The sequence below is a fragment of the Mesorhizobium sp. LNHC252B00 genome, assembly GCF_000502955.1.
In the GTDB taxonomy this organism is placed as follows: Bacteria; Pseudomonadota; Alphaproteobacteria; order Rhizobiales; family Rhizobiaceae; genus Mesorhizobium.
The window spans coordinates 267,351-281,843 of the sequence record NZ_AYWO01000003.1 but is presented as its reverse complement, the minus strand read 5'-3'; the positions used below and the strand labels follow the sequence as shown (position 1 = coordinate 281,843).

General features: G+C 62.6%; 14 protein-coding genes and 2 pseudogenes. 10 read left to right on the top strand and 6 right to left on the bottom strand.

Features of this window, described 5'->3' with window-relative positions; translation table 11 throughout:
* Positions 1-252 precede the first annotated feature (252 nt).
* From X744_RS163925 to X744_RS163945, 6 genes are all read left to right on the top strand, one after another.
* On the top strand, positions 253-1,431 hold the full coding sequence (locus X744_RS163925; RefSeq protein ID WP_023757723.1) for an MFS transporter: 1,179 nt from the start codon (positions 253-255) through the stop codon (positions 1,429-1,431).
* 61 nt (positions 1,432-1,492) lie between these two features.
* Positions 1,493-3,562 (top strand): prolyl oligopeptidase family protein, encoded by a 2,070-nt coding sequence (locus tag X744_RS163930; RefSeq protein WP_023757722.1) that lies wholly within the window; start codon positions 1,493-1,495, stop codon positions 3,560-3,562.
* Between the two features lie 99 nt (positions 3,563-3,661).
* Positions 3,662-3,802 carry a capsid protein gene (locus X744_RS1000000171535; RefSeq protein WP_084025154.1) on the top strand — a complete coding sequence of 47 codons (141 nt, stop codon included), beginning with the start codon at positions 3,662-3,664 and terminating at the stop codon, positions 3,800-3,802.
* 51 nt (positions 3,803-3,853) lie between these two features.
* On the top strand, positions 3,854-5,233 hold the full coding sequence (locus X744_RS163935; protein WP_023757721.1) for an aspartate aminotransferase family protein: 1,380 nt from the start codon (positions 3,854-3,856) through the stop codon (positions 5,231-5,233).
* 141 nt (positions 5,234-5,374) lie between these two features.
* Complete coding sequence (locus tag X744_RS163940; protein ID WP_023757720.1) at positions 5,375-5,740, top strand: hypothetical protein; 366 nt, start codon at positions 5,375-5,377, stop codon at positions 5,738-5,740.
* 81 nt (positions 5,741-5,821) lie between these two features.
* Positions 5,822-6,469 carry a cytochrome c oxidase assembly factor Coa1 family protein gene (locus tag X744_RS163945; RefSeq protein ID WP_023757719.1) on the top strand — a complete coding sequence of 216 codons (648 nt, stop codon included), beginning with the start codon at positions 5,822-5,824 and terminating at the stop codon, positions 6,467-6,469.
* Positions 6,470-6,772: 303 nt separating this feature from the next.
* Here the strand turns inward: X744_RS163945 and mmsB are convergent, their stop codons facing one another.
* On the bottom strand, positions 6,773-7,657 hold the full coding sequence (mmsB, locus tag X744_RS163950; RefSeq protein WP_023757718.1) for a 3-hydroxyisobutyrate dehydrogenase: 885 nt from the start codon (positions 7,655-7,657) through the stop codon (positions 6,773-6,775).
* A gap of 25 nt (positions 7,658-7,682) precedes the next feature.
* Positions 7,683-8,852, bottom strand: coding sequence for an isobutyryl-CoA dehydrogenase (locus tag X744_RS163955; protein ID WP_031259661.1), 1,170 nt, complete (start codon positions 8,850-8,852; stop codon positions 7,683-7,685).
* 227 nt (positions 8,853-9,079) lie between these two features.
* On the opposite strand from X744_RS163955, the pseudogene X744_RS1000000171530 reads away from it, so the two are divergent.
* Positions 9,080-9,643, top strand: a pseudogene (locus X744_RS1000000171530) (dimethylsulfonioproprionate lyase family protein); the annotation flags it as partial.
* Positions 9,624-10,961 (top strand): annotated as a pseudogene (locus X744_RS163960) (cobyric acid synthase); the annotation flags it as partial. The pseudogenes X744_RS1000000171530 and X744_RS163960, both read left to right, overlap by 20 nt.
* A gap of 8 nt (positions 10,962-10,969) precedes the next feature.
* Here the strand turns inward: X744_RS163960 and X744_RS163965 are convergent.
* The 4 genes from X744_RS163965 to X744_RS163975 form a co-directional block, all read right to left on the bottom strand.
* Entirely contained in the window at positions 10,970-11,389 is a 420-nt protein-coding gene (locus tag X744_RS163965; RefSeq protein ID WP_023757714.1) for a VOC family protein, read from the bottom strand.
* Positions 11,390-11,461: 72 nt separating this feature from the next.
* The gene (locus X744_RS163970; protein WP_023757713.1) at positions 11,462-12,292 is read right to left on the bottom strand and encodes an AraC family transcriptional regulator; all 831 of its coding nucleotides are present in this window, start codon (positions 12,290-12,292) and stop codon (positions 11,462-11,464) included.
* Positions 12,293-12,394: 102 nt separating this feature from the next.
* On the bottom strand, positions 12,395-12,565 hold the full coding sequence (locus X744_RS1000000171525; RefSeq protein ID WP_023757712.1) for a hypothetical protein: 171 nt from the start codon (positions 12,563-12,565) through the stop codon (positions 12,395-12,397).
* A 53-nt stretch (positions 12,566-12,618) separates the two neighbouring features.
* A complete protein-coding gene (locus tag X744_RS163975) occupies positions 12,619-13,404 on the bottom strand; it encodes a TSUP family transporter (RefSeq protein WP_023757711.1) in 786 nt (261 codons plus the stop codon).
* 117 nt (positions 13,405-13,521) lie between these two features.
* On the opposite strand from X744_RS163975, the gene X744_RS163980 reads away from it, so the two are divergent.
* Positions 13,522-13,953 (top strand): TerB family tellurite resistance protein, encoded by a 432-nt coding sequence (locus X744_RS163980; RefSeq protein WP_023757710.1) that lies wholly within the window; start codon positions 13,522-13,524, stop codon positions 13,951-13,953.
* A 45-nt stretch (positions 13,954-13,998) separates the two neighbouring features.
* On the top strand, positions 13,999-14,484 hold the full coding sequence (locus X744_RS163985; RefSeq protein WP_023757709.1) for an NUDIX domain-containing protein: 486 nt from the start codon (positions 13,999-14,001) through the stop codon (positions 14,482-14,484).
* The last annotated feature ends 9 nt before the right edge of the window (positions 14,485-14,493 follow it).

Here is a 14,493-nt window from a genome sequence, read left to right as displayed (position 1 = left end):
CCAGCCATTGCGGAGGCGGCGACCACTAGGGCTAGGGAAGCGACATACCGGAACGGCAGTTGCGCGGCCAAATGCGTTGCCCCGTTGGCGCAAACGGATTTCGCCGGCCGGCCCTTCCTTTCCCCGGATCGAACCGGTAGCCAGTCGGGCTTGCCGGCCGGATGGCCAGCACATTTCACACGGATGACGGCATGGTCGCGACCACCACGTAGCTCAATCGATAATCCTGCAACCCCGATAGCGGTGCGCACAATGAACCTGGCGGAATCGAACGACGAGACGATGCAGTGGGCTGGTATCACCGGCGTGATCGCGACCGTATCTGTGTTCGCCATCGCGCAGGGCCTGTCCTATCCGCTGCTGAGTTTCATCCTGCAGCGCCAGGGCGTTTCTCCAGCGATGATCGGCCTTTCGGCGGCGATGACGCCGATCGGCTTCATCGTGTCGTCGCCATTGATCCCGTCGCTGGCGCGGCGGTTCGGGGCAGGGCGTACGGCGCTCATTTGTGCCGCGCTTTCTGCGGTTGTGCTGGCGCTGGTCGGCTGGACGCAGAATGTTTATCTCTGGTTTCCACTGCGCTTCCTGATCGGCGTCGTCACCAATCCGCTTTACGTGCTGAGCGAGATCTGGGTGATCGCGCTGGCGCCGCCGGCGCGACGCGGTCGCGTCATGGGCGTTTACTCGACGATCATCTCGGCCGGTTTCGCGGCTGGCCCGCTGTGCCTGCTTGCCGTCGGCACGGAGGGCTGGCCGCCATTCCTCGTCGGCATTTTCGCCTTCGTGCTATGCGGCATCTGCCTGGCCTCGGTGCTGCCGCGCTTGCCCAAGGTCGACGAGGCCGGGCATCAGGTTTCCGTCCTAGGTTTCGTGCCGCTGGCGTGGCTGCTTTTGTTTGCCGTCATCGTGGCCGCCGGTTTCGAACAGGGCGCGCTGGCCCTGCTGCCGGTCTATGGCACTCATCACGGCATCGCCGAAGCCCGCATGTCAGCGCTGTTGTCGTTGATGATCGCCGGCAACATCGCCATGCAGGTGCCGCTCGGATTGCTGGCGGAAAGGCTTTCCGCACACCTGGTGCGGCTTGCCTGTGTTGCGCTGACGGTGCTCGGCTGCGTGCTTCTGCCGCTGCTCATCGAGACGCCGCTGATCTGGCCGATGATTTTCGTCTGGGGTGCTGTTTCCTACGGCATCTACACGATGTCGATCATCGAGCTCGGCGAGCGCTTCACAGGCTCGACACTGGTCGCCGGCAACGCAGCATTCTCCTTGATGTGGGGCGTCGGCGGCATCGCCGTGCCGCCGCTGGCGGGCGGCGCCATGGATATTCTGGGCGCCGGCGGGCTGCCGATCACGCTCGGCCTGATGTGCCTGGCGCTGGCCATCGCGAGCCTGGCTGGCCGGCGGAAAGCCTCAATTGTGCGCCGAACATATTGAATATCGGACATAGCATATCGATGTTGGCAATCCCCAAAGCGACGCGTTTATCGGAGACCTCATGACCAAGCCCATCCAAAAACCAGGATCCGCCACCGAGACCAACGATCCGTTTCTCTGGCTGGAAGACAGGACAGCCGCGCAGTCGCTTGACTGGGTGCATCGCCAGAACGAGGTCACGGTTGGCGAGCTGCAGGGTGATCCTTCCTATCAGGCGTCGTTCCAGACCGCGCTCGATCTGATGACGGCCGAAGACAACATTGCAGTCGGCGCATCACTCAAAGGCCATGTCTATAATTTCTGGCAGGACAAGACTAATGTGCTCGGCCTCTGGCGCCGCACGACGGTTGCTTCCTACAAAACCGAAAAACCCGACTGGGAAACGATCATCGACTTCGACCAGCTTGCGGCGAAAGAGGGGATCAAATGGGTGTTCGGAGGCGCAAGCCGACTCTATCCGGACTTCAATCGCTGTCTGGTGAGTATGTCGCCGGATGGCGGCGACGCCAGCGAGATGCGTGAATTCGACATCGAAACGAAATCCTTCGTGGAAGGTGGGTTTCGCGCGCCCGCATCCAAGTCGGGTTTCAGCTGGCTGGACAAGGACACGGTCATCGTTTCGGCGGCGTTCGAGGAGGCCGACAAGACTGAGTCCGGGTATCCGCGCGTGATCAAGCTCTGGAAGCGCGGCACCAAGCTCGAAGACGTGACACCGATCTTCGAGGCGCAGAAAGAGGATCTCGCCGTTGGCGCAGCTGTCGAGTTCGACGGCGACAGGCGCTATTTGATCTTGGCCCGGACGCTGAATTTCTTCGCTTCGCACATCTTCCTGCGGCTGCCGTCCGGCGAAAACAAACAGCTGCCGGTGCCGGACGACATGACCGACACCGCGATCTTCAGGGATCAGCTCGTCTTCGGCCTGCGCAGCCCGTGGACGGCGCCCGATGGCACGTTGTGCAAGCCTGATGGCCTCTATTCGCTGGATCTGGCGCTCTGGGTCGAGACCGCTACGCTCGGTCCGGTGGAAACCGTGTTGGAGCCGGCATATCGGGTGTCCATCGCCGGCATTGCCCGCACGCAGGACCGGCTGTTCATCAACCTGATGGACAATGTGCGCGGCAAGGTCGTCGTCTGCGAGCGCAAGGAGGGCGGCTGGTCGCTGAAACCGGTCGCGTTGCCCGAAAACGGCAATGTAGGCATCAGCCATGCCGAGCAGTTCGGGTCGAGTGTGTCGTTCTCCTTCACCGATTTCCTGACGCCGAGCTCGATCATCTGGTCGGACGACAATGGCGAGACACTGGCAACCGTGAAGTCTCAGCCGGCGCGTTTCGATGCCTCGCCGCTGATCTCAGAACAGTTCGAGGCGCGCTCGAAGGACGGCACGATGATCCCCTATTTCGTCGTCAGGCGGCGCGACCAGAAGAGTCCGGTGCCGACGCTGCTCTATGGCTATGGGGGCTTCGAAGTGCCGTTGCTGCCTGGCTATGCCGGCGTGCGCGGCAGGCTGTGGCTGGAGAAGGGCAACGCCTATGTGCAGGCCTGCATCCGCGGCGGCGGCGAGTTTGGCCCGGCCTGGCATCAGGCGGCGCTCAAGGGCAATCGCCAGAACGGCTTCGACGATTTTGCGGCAGTAGCACAAGACGTCGTTAGACGCGGGATTGCGACAGCAGCCTCGCTCGGCATCCAGGGCGGCTCGAATGGCGGCCTGCTGACCGGCGTTTCCTTGACGCAGCGCCCCGAACTCTTCGGTGCCGTCATCATCGAGGTGCCGCTGCTCGACATGCTGCGCTACACTGAATTGCCGCCGGGTGCTTCCTGGATGGCCGAATATGGCGACCCGTCGAAACCGGAAGACGCGAAGTGGCTTTCCGCCTATTCGCCCTATCAGCATGTCGATGCCGGTGCTGCCTATCCGCCGGTTTTGCTGACCACCTCGACCGCCGACGACCGGGTCCATCCCGGACATGCGCGCAAGATGGCCGCCCGTCTGCAGGAAGCCGGTCATACCAAGACGATGTTCTTCGAGGAGACCGAGGGTGGGCATGGCGGCCGAGGCGACCGCCGGCCGCAGGCGGCGCAGACCGCGATGAAATATGTCTTCCTGCAAAGGGCGCTGGGTGGAACGGCATAGACGGCAGATTTTGATGCAATTCCCGAGGAAGAGCACTACGCACTTTCCTCCGGGAAAACCGTTTCACACTTTTCCCGAAATTGCTCTAAGGTGCCATCCATGGCTCTCGAAGGGACATTGGCTGGCGCATTCGGGCTTCGCGCATTGCGGGTCGCGGTGACACCGTCACCGCGCACGCTGCGCGCCGAGCTTTTGCGGCTGTGCGCCCGCATCGGTTATTCGCCACCTGTCTGCCTCTGACGCATTCGCCCCGGCTTGGGCCGGATAGAATCCAGAGGAAAGATCAGATCCATGACTTATCAGAATTATTCGCTGAAGCAGCTTCAGCAGATCGATGCCGCGCATCATCTGCATCCGTTCACCGATCACAGGGAACTGCGCGAAGTCGGCTCGCGTATCATCACCCGCGCCAATGGGCCGTTCATCTATGATTCCGAGGGGGCTGAAATCCTCGACGGCATGGCCGGGCTGTGGTGCGTGAACGTCGGCTATGGGCGCGACGAACTGGCCGAGGCAGCCTATGCCCAGATGAAGGAGCTGCCCTACTACAACTCCTTCTTCAAATGTTCGACGCCGACGCCGGTGCTGTTGTCACAAAAACTGGCGGAAATCGCACCGAAGAACGTCAGCCAGGTGTTCTACGGTTCGTCCGGTTCGGAAGCCAACGACACGGCGCTGCGCCTTGTGCGCCATTACTGGGTGTTGGAAGGCAAGCCGGAGAAGAACCGCATCATCTCGCGCAAGATGGCCTATCACGGCTCGACCGTTGCCGGCACCTCGCTCGGCGGGATGGATGCCATGCACAAGCAGCTCGGCGGTGCGGTGCCCAACATCGTCCATGTGATGATGCCCTATGCCTATGAGCTGGCGCTGCCGGGCGAGAGCGATCATGATTTCGGCTTGCGCGCGGCCGGGGCTGTCGAGGTCGCGATCCTCGAAGCCGGCGCCAACAAGGTTGCTGCCTTCATCGGCGAGCCGGTCATGGGAGCAGGCGGTGTGAAAATTCCGCCGGTCAGCTACTGGCCGGAGGTGCAGCGCATCTGCCGCAAATATGATGTCCTGCTGATGCTGGACGAGGTCATCACCGGCTATGGCCGCACCGGCGAGTGGTTCGCCGCGCAAACGCTCGGCATCGAGCCGGACACGATCACCACGGCCAAGGCCCTGACCTCCGGCTATCAGCCGCTGTCGGCATTGTTGGTCGGCGACCGCATAGCCTCTACGCTGGTCGAGAAGGGCGGCGAGTTCAATCACGGCTACACCTATTCCGGCCACCCGGTGGCCTGCGCCGTGGCGTTGAAGAACCTCGAGATCATCGAGCGAGAAGAGCTGGTCGACCGCGTCCGGAACGATACCGGCCCCTATTTCGCCAAGGCGTTGCAGGAGCGCATTGCCGGGCATGATCTGGTCGGCGAGGTGCGTTCGATCGGGCTGATGGGCGCGATCGAGATCGTCAAGGACAAGGCGACCAAGGAGCGGTTCCTGCCGGCGGGAAGCGCGGCGGTGACCGTGCGCGACCACGCCATCGCGCACGGCATGATGCTGCGCGCCACAGGCGACACGATGATCCTGTCGCCGCCGCTGATCTGGACCCGTGATACGATCGATATGGCTTGCGAGCGCATCTCGAAGGCGCTGGATTTGGCGCAAGCCGATCTGCGCAAGCGGTAGGGCTCGAGCCCCGACCGGGCGTTCCTCGGCAGGAGCGCCCGGTCTCGACAACATGATCAAGCGGCGAGTGAACGAAATGCATCCCCATCGCGTAGTGTGTGGGGCAGCGGCTGATTCGGCCGCGACAAGGGGTTTGTCTGGATGAGAAAGATCGGCAAGAGCCGACGGACGCAACAAGCGGCCAGCATCGGCGGTGATCTGATGCTGGCGCCGCTGGTGGCGATGATGCGGCTGCCGCTGATGGCCATGGATGGCGGGAGCAGCCAGCCATGGGGCACGGAGACGGCGCGTGCGGTAAACGAGAAGACCGCCGCCATGGCCGAAGGCGCGTTTGCGGCGCAAATGTCTTTCCTGCAGTCGGCATCGCGGTTCTGGCCCGAGGTCTTTTCCGGCCGCACGCCGTCGCTGTTCAACGGTGTTGCGGCGGAACGCTCGATCAGCGCTGCGCTGAAGCCGGCAAGCCGTGCCGTGAAGGCGAATTTTCGTCGACTGTCCAACAAGACCTGACCGAGTTGCAGACCTTTGATTTTGCGCATCGAGGAGTGCATGCGCTAGAACCAGTCGGTACAGTTACCGATGGGGGACACGATGGCCGGACAACCGCTCAACCAGCCGGCTGAAATTCCAGCCGAACTCGACCGCTGGAATTGGGGCGCCTTCTTCCTCAACTGGATCTGGGGCATCGGCAACAGCACCTTCATCGCGCTGCTGGCGCTGATCCCGTTCGTCAACATCATCATGATCATCGTGTTGGGTGCACGCGGCAGTCGCTGGGCCTGGCGGAACCGCGTCTGGCGCGACGCGGAACAGTTTCGCAGGACGCAACGCAACTGGGCAATCGCCGGCGTTGTCGTGTGGGTGGTCGGGATCGGCGGTTGTGCGACGATGGTCGGCAGCATCCCCTACGTCCTGAAAGGCAGCGATGCCTATCACATGACCATGGACAGACTTCGCGCCGACGATCGCGTGAAGGCCGCGCTCGGTGATGATGTGGCGGCCGACAGTTTCTGGGTCGGTGGCCATCTCAATATCAATGCGAATGGTTCTGGCGACGCCCTGTTCAGCATTCCGGTCCACGGCGCCAAGGGCAAGGGCACTGTCTACTCAACCGCAGTCCGCGCTGCCGGCACGTGGAGCCTGCGCCTGCTGGTCGTCAGGCTCGAGGGGGCCGATGCACCGATCGTGCTGATCAACGAAGATCATGTCCCGATCCCGAATGCGGCAATCGGAATATAAAAACCAGACAGTGCGGATAAACTGGCGGAAACGCAAAAACCGCGCTCCATCGGGAACGCGGCTTTGCCAGATACGCATGGCGCTTCGCTACTCAAATACTTTGCGAAACCAACGGCATTTGTCGAAACTTACAGGCTCCGGTACGCGAGACCTGATCCGGAGCGCCGGGCGGATGCGATATGTCCGCCTCGCAATCCGTTTTATAGGAACATCGTTACCGCAGAGTTATCGAGAGCTTAAGCAAATCTAAATTTGCATTTTTTCTGCCGAAGGAAATCGGAAAAAGCCCGCCAAGTCCGTTGGTTACGCTGGATTGCCGCGCAGAAAATTAATTATGCCGGAGAAATCGGCGCCGCCATGTCCCTGGGCGTTGAACAAGGCATAGAGCTGGGCTGCTTCGGCGCCAAGCGGCGTCACCGCACCCGCGCTTTGTGCTGCTTCCTGGGACAATTTCAGATCTTTCAGCATCAGTGCCGCTGCAAACCCTGGCTTGTAGTCCCTGTTGGCGGGTGAAGTCGGCACAGGGCCGGGCACCGGGCAATAGGCGGTCAAGGACCAGCATTGCCCCGACGAGGTCGAGGCAACATCGAACAGTGCTTGGTGCGAGAGGCCGAGCTTTTCCGCCAGAACGAAGGCTTCGGCGACACCGATCATCGAGATGCCGAGGATCATGTTGTTGCATATCTTTGCCGCCTGTCCGGCGCCGTCGCCGCCGCAATGGACGATGCGGCCGGCCATCGGCTTCAGGACCGGCTCGGCGGCGGCGAAGGCATTGCCGGAGCCTCCGGCCATGAAGGTGAGCGTGCCGGCCGCGGCACCGCCTGTGCCGCCCGAGACGGGCGCATCGATGGACAGCAGGCCGTGTTTGGCGGCAACGGCATGCGCCTTGCGCGCCGATTCGACGTCGATGGTCGAGGAATCGATGAACAACGCGCCTTTTTTCGCCTTGGGCGCGATGTCCTGATAGACCGACAGCACGTGCTTGCCGGCCGGCAGCATGGTGATCACCACGTCGGCGCCCTTCACCGCGGCTGGTGCGTTGGCCATGACGACCACGCCATGCTCGCGCGCGACGGTAAGGTTCTCCGGCACCAGGTCGAAGCCGTGCACGGCATGCCCCGCCTTGACCAGGTTGGCGGCCATCGGATTGCCCATGTTCCCGAGGCCGATGAAGGCAATCGTCGTCATTGTCTGTCTCCCAGAGTTGCTGGCTTCAGCGGCCAATCAGCGCGCGAGCGATGATGACGCGCATGATTTCGTTTGTGCCTTCGAGGATCTGGTGCACGCGCAGGTCCCGCACCAGCTTCTCGATGCCGTAGTCGTGCAGGTAGCCATAACCGCCGAGCAGTTGCAGTGCATCGTTGGCGACATTGAAGCCGGTGTCGGTGACGAAGCGCTTGGCCATCGCTGACCATTTGCCGGCATCCGGCGCCTTGCGGTCGAGCTTCGAAGCGGCGGCATAAAGGAAGATGCGCGCCGCCTGTAGCTCGGTCTCCATGTCGGCCAGCTTGAACTGCAAGGCCTGGAACTGATTGATCTTCGAGCCGAAGGCCTTGCGCTCGGCAGTGTAGGCAAGCGCCTTGTCGAGCGCCGACTGTGCGCCGCCAAGCGAACAGGCGGCGATGTTCAGCCGGCCGCCATCGAGGCCCGCCATGGCAATGCCGAAGCCGGCGCCTTCGCCCGACAGAAGGTTCTCCGCCGGCACCTTGCAATCCTCGAAGATGACCTGGCGGGTAGACTGCATGTGCCAGCCCATCTTGTGCTCGTTGGCGCCGAAGGAGAGCCCTGGTGCATCTTTCGGCACGACGATGGTGGAGATGCCTTTCGGCCCCTCAGTGCCGGTGCGCACCATGACGGCATAGACATCGCTGTCGCCGGCACCCGAGATGAACTGCTTGGTGCCGTTGAGGACATAGTCGCCGCCACTCTTGACCGCGCGCGTCTTGAGCGCCGCGGCATCGGAGCCCGAGCCCGGCTCGGTCAGGCAGTAGCTCGCCAGCCATTCCATCGAGGTAAGTTTCGGCAGGAAGCGCTGGCGCTGTTCCTCATTGCCGAAACGGTCGATCATCGAGGCCACCATGTTGTGGATCGAGATGAACGACGAAAAGGCCGGATCGGCGTGCGACAGCGCTTCGAAGATCAGCACGGCATCGAGCCGGCCCAGCGCCGAACCGCCGACATCGTCCCTGATATAGATGCCGCCGAGGCCAAGCGGCCCGGTCTCGCGGATCACATCGGCGGGAAAGTGTTTCCGTCGATCCCAGTCGAGCGCATTCGGCGCGACGCGGTCGGCGGCGAAGGCCTGCGCCATCTCCTGGATGGCGCGCTGTTCCTCATTGAGTTCGAACTGGCTGGTGCTCGCATCGACCGNGGCCTGCGCCATCTCCTGGATGGCGCGCTGTTCCTCATTGAGTTCGAACTGGCTGGTGCTCGCATCGACCGAGGCGTCCATTGGCGTGCTCCCTATGTGCTGGCCCAGCTAGCCCGCTGGCCCGTCGTTTTTGGCTTTGCGCGCGCCCCAATCTAGACCAATGATGCCGCCGCGCAACCCGACCCATCAACCGCCCATTTGGGGAGCGGCTGTGCATCAATGCCTGTCCGGAGCATGACGTGACGACAAAATTCGATGATTTGCTGGGGCAGTTCCACGCATACCTTGCGTCCGTCGATCACGCCCTGGTGCGCGATGCCGTGGCGCGGATCGGCTGGGACATGCCCGCCCGCACGCTGGAGCCGCATCCGCTTGCCTGCCTGCGCCATCTCGATCGCGTCGTGGAACTGGCGCCGCCGGATGCCAAGCCGCTGGTGCGGCTGCTTGCCGAGCATCGGAACGATTTCCGCTGCGGGCAGACCTACAGCGAGGCGGATTTCGGAAAAGAGTTCATCGACAATTACGGCTGGCTCGAAGTGTTCGGCACGCGAGGCCACTTCGCCAATGACGAGGTCGCCGCCGGCCTGCTGATCCTTGGGCCCGACATCGTCTATCCCGACCACCATCATGTTGCCGAGGAAATCTACATTCCGCTGACCGGTGGCACCGAATGGCGCATGGGCGAGAGCGCTTTTTGCCCGCGTATGGCCGGCGAGGTCGTCCACCACGCATCCAACGTCAATCACGCCATGCGCACCGGCAAAGAGCCGTTGCTGGCGCTCTACATCTGGCGCGGCGGGCCGNGACAACAACCATGGCGGCGGCGAGATCGGCCGTGCCCAATGGCTGCAGGCGATCGCTTGTGGCGTCGCGCCATCGGTCCACATGAACCCGGTGCTGCTCAAGCCGCAGACCGATGTCGGTGCGCAGGTCATCGTGCAGGGCAAGGTGTTCGGCGAAGCGCGGGCGCGCGACTACCAGGCGCTGAAGGGCCGGCTGATGGATGCCGTTCTGGACTCCTGGGGCAAGGTCGGCGAGGGCGCCGATCTGGTCATCGTCGAGGGCGCCGGCTCGCCGGCCGAGATCAATCTTCGCAGCCGCGACATCGCCAATATGGGCTTTGCCACGCGCGCCGACGTGCCGGTGGTGCTGGTCGGCGACATCGATCGCGGCGGCGTCATCGCTTCGGTTGTCGGTACGCATCTGATCCTGTCGGAAGAGGACCGGCGCATGATCGTCGGCTATCTCATCAACAAGTTCCGCGGCGACGTTTCACTGTTCGATGACGGCATCAGGTCGATCGAAAAATTCACGGGATGGCGCTGTTTCGGCGTCGTGCCGTGGCTGAAGGCAGCGTCACGCCTGCCTTCGGAGGATTCGGTGGTGCTGGAACGGCTGGCGTCCGGCGAAGCGCGCGCGTTGAAAGTCGCCGTGCCGATGCTTGGCCGCATCGCCAATTTCGACGATCTCGACCCGCTCAAGGCCGAGCCGCAGGTCGAGGTGGTGTTCGTGCCACCGGGAAGACCGCTGCCAGCCGATGCTGGGCTGGTGGTCATTCCAGGCTCGAAGTCGACGATCGGCGATCTCCTGAAGTTCCGCGAAAACGGCTGGGATCGCGACCTTCTCGCGCACGCCAAGCGCGGCGGCCATGTCGTCGGCATCTGCGGCGGCTTCCAGATGCTCGGCCGTATCGTGCGCGATCCCGACGGCATCGAAGGCAGCGTCACCGAGGCAGAAGGCCTCGGCCTGCTCGACATCGAAACGGTGATGGAACCAGAAAAGACGGTGCGCAACGTCAGCGCCCGTTCGGTCCTGTTCGACCTGCCGCTCGAAGGCTACGAGATCCATCTCGGCCGCACCACCGGACCGGATACGCTGCGACCGTCGGCAGTCATCAACGGCGTCGATGACGGGGCAGTCTCGGCCGATGGCAAGGTGATCGGCACCTATATGCACGGGCTGTTTGGTGCCGACGGCTTTCGCGGGAAATTCCTCGAAAGCCTCGGCATCAAGGGCGGTGGCATCGACTATCGGGCCGAGGTCGAGCGGGCCTTGGACGAGGTCGCAGCCGAGCTGGAGACCCATCTCGACTGCGACGCGATCTTTGGCTTGGCGCGCTAAGGTCCAATTCAGGCTTTTTCGCCTGCCTTCGGCCAGTAGGTGCCGAACGACCAGACATTGCCTTCCGGGTCGCGGCAGATGAATTCGCGGCTGCCATAGTCGCGGTTCGTCAATTCCTGGATGATCGTGGCGCCGGCCTTCCTGGCCTTCGCATAGGCGGCATCGGCGTCGTCGACGGCGATGTAGATAGACTTGCCGCCGCCTGAGCCGGGTTCGCCGACCATCTTCCCGTAGTCGTCGTCGCGCACCGTGCCGAGCATGATCATCGAGGAGCCGAAGACCAGTTCGGCATGGTGCACGACATCGCCTTCGCCATAGCGGGCCTGGACGCTGAAGCCGAAAGCCTCGCTCAGCCAGTCGATCATCTCTGCCGCGTTCTTGTAGCGCAAAGCGGGGTAGAGGCGGGGCGCTTCGTTGCTGGTGGTCATGTCGATCTCCTTCAATGGGGTTGGTCGATGCCCCACTCTGGGCGAAGGCCGTTCCAGCGTCTTGAAGAAATGTTACCTGACTGAAAGCGAGGTCGGCGTCTCGCCGGCAAGGTCACGGAACTCGCGCACCAGATGCGCCTGGTCGGCATAACCGCAATCGGCGGCGATATCCGCCCAGTCGGCGGTCTGCTGCCTCGACAGGCCGAGCGCGCGGTTGAAGCGCACGATGCGCGACAGCGTCTTGGGGCCGATGCCGATGGCGTTGGAAAAACCGCTGGCGAGATGCTTGCGGCTCCAGCCCAGTCTTTCTGCAATCGATGAAATGCGGGTCCGGCCTCCGGATGTGATGATGCGGTCATACGCCCAGGCGATTTCGAGGGGTGTTTCCGCGGCATTCTTGAGACGAGCGGTGACGAAGGCTTCGGCCATGTCGAAACGTGCCGTCCAGTCCGGCGCGTTGCCGAGCCGTTCACGCAGCGCCATGCCCTGCGCGCCAAGCACGTCGTCGAGAACGACCATGCTGTCGGCTAACTCGCTCATTGGCAGGCGGAAGAAACGGCGCGCGCCAAGCGGCGTGAAGTTGACCTGGACGCAGCAGGCGCCGCCGAAGGATTCGATCACTACCGGTCCGGCATAGAGACCGGCGGCGAAACTCGCGAAGCGGTCATTGTCGCCGGGCGCCTTGCCGAGCCCGATGGCGAAAGCTTCGGCGAAGCTGATGACCAGGGGTACGGTGAGCGACGCGTATTCGACGTTACGCATATGGCCGGGCGCCATTTCGCGATAGCCGCAAATGTCCGACACAATGCCCTGAAGTCGAGGATCGGGCAGGCGCCGGCGCATCTCGAACCGCCCGGCGACGGATTGGTCCTGCTCTTGCTGGAGTTGCATCTCGACTGGCATCGGCCATCCTTGCGCCAAGTCAAATCTAGCAGATCCAGGGCCGGAAACAAAAGCGCCCGGCTTTTGGCCGGGCGCTCTTCATCCCCACTTCAAGGGAATTGGTCAGGCGCCGCGCATCAAGCAGCCGCCGGCAAGCACGATGAAAGCAATAAGAACAATCCACACCGATGCGAGTGGAATGAACGCAAGAATGCCAAGCGCGGCGAGAACGCCGATGATGGCGATAACAACGGAAATGATAAAAACGATCTGGGTGGGTGCGCTAAGATTCATGTTTGGCTCCTCGCAACATGATTCGAACAGCGGCAGTCTATCAGTGCACGTGATCACACACCAATCATGGCACGCAGCGGATTCGCCGGGTCGGCCAGAAGCTTCGCGGCCAGCGCCAGACAGACGATCACCAGTAACGGCTTGATCAGTCTTGCGCCGATGCGCATGGCCAGGCTGGCGCCGACGCGGGCGCCGAGGAACTGGGCAATGCCCATCATCAGGCCGATCTTCCAGTAGACGACGCCGACCGCGGCGAAGACGATGAAGCCGCCGATGTTGGAAGCGAAGTTGAGCAGCTTGGTGTGCGCCGTCGACTTGAGCACGCCGTAGCCGGCAAGTGCCACGAAACCCAGCATGTAGAAGGAGCCGGCGCCTGGCCCGAACAGGCCATCGTAGAAGCCGATGGCGGGCACTAGTGTCAGTCCGAACAGGAACGGCGACAGGCGCTCGGCGCGGTCGACATCGTTCATGTTGGGTTTGAATGCGAAGTAGACCGCGATGGCGATCAGCACGATGGGCAAGGCCGCCCGCAGAATGTCACCGGGCACGATCGTTGCCAGCAAGGCACCGATGGCGCTTCCGACAAGGGCCAAAAGCGCCGACGGCAATTGCCGGCGCAGGTCGACATGACCCTTCGACGCGTAGTGGATAGTCGCCGAGCCCGACCCGAACATACCTTGCAATTTATTGGTTCCAAGCGCCTCGACCGGCGAGAAACCGGCAAGCAGCAGTGCTGGAATGGTGATCAGTCCGCCGCCGCCGGCGATCGAGTCGACAAAGCCTGCAGCAAAGCCGGCGAAGGCGAGCATGGTGACGGTCTGGATGCTAAGGTCGATCATCTGATGTATGGAGGGATCCGGCTGGCTGAGATGTCGGGCGTTCGACCACGACCGCCCTGTTTGCGCAAGACCGATTCCGCGCTACCTCTATTCAAGAGGAATCGGAAAGGGACCCTGATGGCGTTCGCATTGCTGGACCAGATACGTCAGATCTTCGACGGCGACCCGGGCGTGCGCAAGGTGGCTGACGATCCAGTCCTGTCGGCGGAACTGCTGATGCTGTTTCGCATGATCCTGGCCGATGGGTCGGTCAGTGAGAGCGAGATGGTTGCCTTCCGGCGCATCTGCAGGGACGCCTTCGGAATTGCGGAAACCAGCGTCGACAGCGTCATCCAATATCTCAACGAGTTCGGCTACGAGACCAATGGCTCGCAAGCGATCGCGCTGTTCCGCGACCTCGACATCGAACGACGCAAGCAATTGGCCCGCCATATGGCTGACATCGCCAAGGCGGATTCGCAACTGGCCGAGAGCGAGGTGCGCCTGCTGCGCCGCACGCTCGACCTGCTCGATATCAACCCGGTCGATTTGGTGAAGCCGGAAGGCTAGGCATTGCCTGGGCAACGGTTCGCTGACGTCAAAGGGGGTATTCAAGTGGCCTTTGCCGACAGCTATCTGGGACAATTGCGGGCATTGATCGGAAGCCGTCTGGTGTTGATGCCGGGTGCGCGCATCGTCATCGAACGCGCCGACAGCCGCATCCTGTTGCAGAAACGGACCGATTTTGGCCTGTGGGGCCTGCCCGGCGCCAATGCCGAGGAAGGCGAGGGCCTGGAAGCGGTGGTCATCCGGGAGGTGCTCGAGGAAACCGGGTTGATCGTCAGTGATGTCGAACCATTCGGGTTCGGCTGCGACCCGCACTATGAAACCTTCCAGTTTCCGAATGGCGACCGCGCTCAGTTCTTCGCGCTGATGTTCTATACGCGCTCGTTTGAAGGCGAGCCGGCGGTCGCCGATGACGAGAGCACCGCTGTCGGCTGGTTCGCGCCTGACAGCTTGCCCGAGATGCTGCCCAACATGGCGCGCAGCATCGAGGCCTATCTCCGGTTCAAGGCCACCGGAAAATTCCAGATGATCTGAGAGACTGTT

Bases quoted from the DNA above. Each gene is read 5' to 3' on its own strand.
- X744_RS163925 (WP_023757723.1), top strand. From the start codon at position 253: ATGAACCTGGCGGAATCGAACGACGAGACGATGCAGTGGGCTGGTATC.
- X744_RS163930 (WP_023757722.1), top strand. From the start codon at position 1,493: ATGACCAAGCCCATCCAAAAACCAGGATCCGCCACCGAGACCAACGAT.
- X744_RS1000000171535 (WP_084025154.1), top strand. From the start codon at position 3,662: ATGGCTCTCGAAGGGACATTGGCTGGCGCATTCGGGCTTCGCGCATTG.
- X744_RS163935 (WP_023757721.1), top strand. From the start codon at position 3,854: ATGACTTATCAGAATTATTCGCTGAAGCAGCTTCAGCAGATCGATGCC.
- X744_RS163940 (WP_023757720.1), top strand. From the start codon at position 5,375: ATGAGAAAGATCGGCAAGAGCCGACGGACGCAACAAGCGGCCAGCATC.
- X744_RS163945 (WP_023757719.1), top strand. From the start codon at position 5,822: ATGGCCGGACAACCGCTCAACCAGCCGGCTGAAATTCCAGCCGAACTC.
- mmsB (WP_023757718.1), bottom strand. From the start codon at position 7,657: ATGACGACGATTGCCTTCATCGGCCTCGGGAACATGGGCAATCCGATG.
- X744_RS163965 (WP_023757714.1), bottom strand. From the start codon at position 11,389: ATGACCACCAGCAACGAAGCGCCCCGCCTCTACCCCGCTTTGCGCTAC.
- X744_RS163970 (WP_023757713.1), bottom strand. From the start codon at position 12,292: ATGCCAGTCGAGATGCAACTCCAGCAAGAGCAGGACCAATCCGTCGCC.
- X744_RS1000000171525 (WP_023757712.1), bottom strand. From the start codon at position 12,565: ATGAATCTTAGCGCACCCACCCAGATCGTTTTTATCATTTCCGTTGTT.
- X744_RS163975 (WP_023757711.1), bottom strand. From the start codon at position 13,404: ATGATCGACCTTAGCATCCAGACCGTCACCATGCTCGCCTTCGCCGGC.
- X744_RS163980 (WP_023757710.1), top strand. From the start codon at position 13,522: ATGGCGTTCGCATTGCTGGACCAGATACGTCAGATCTTCGACGGCGAC.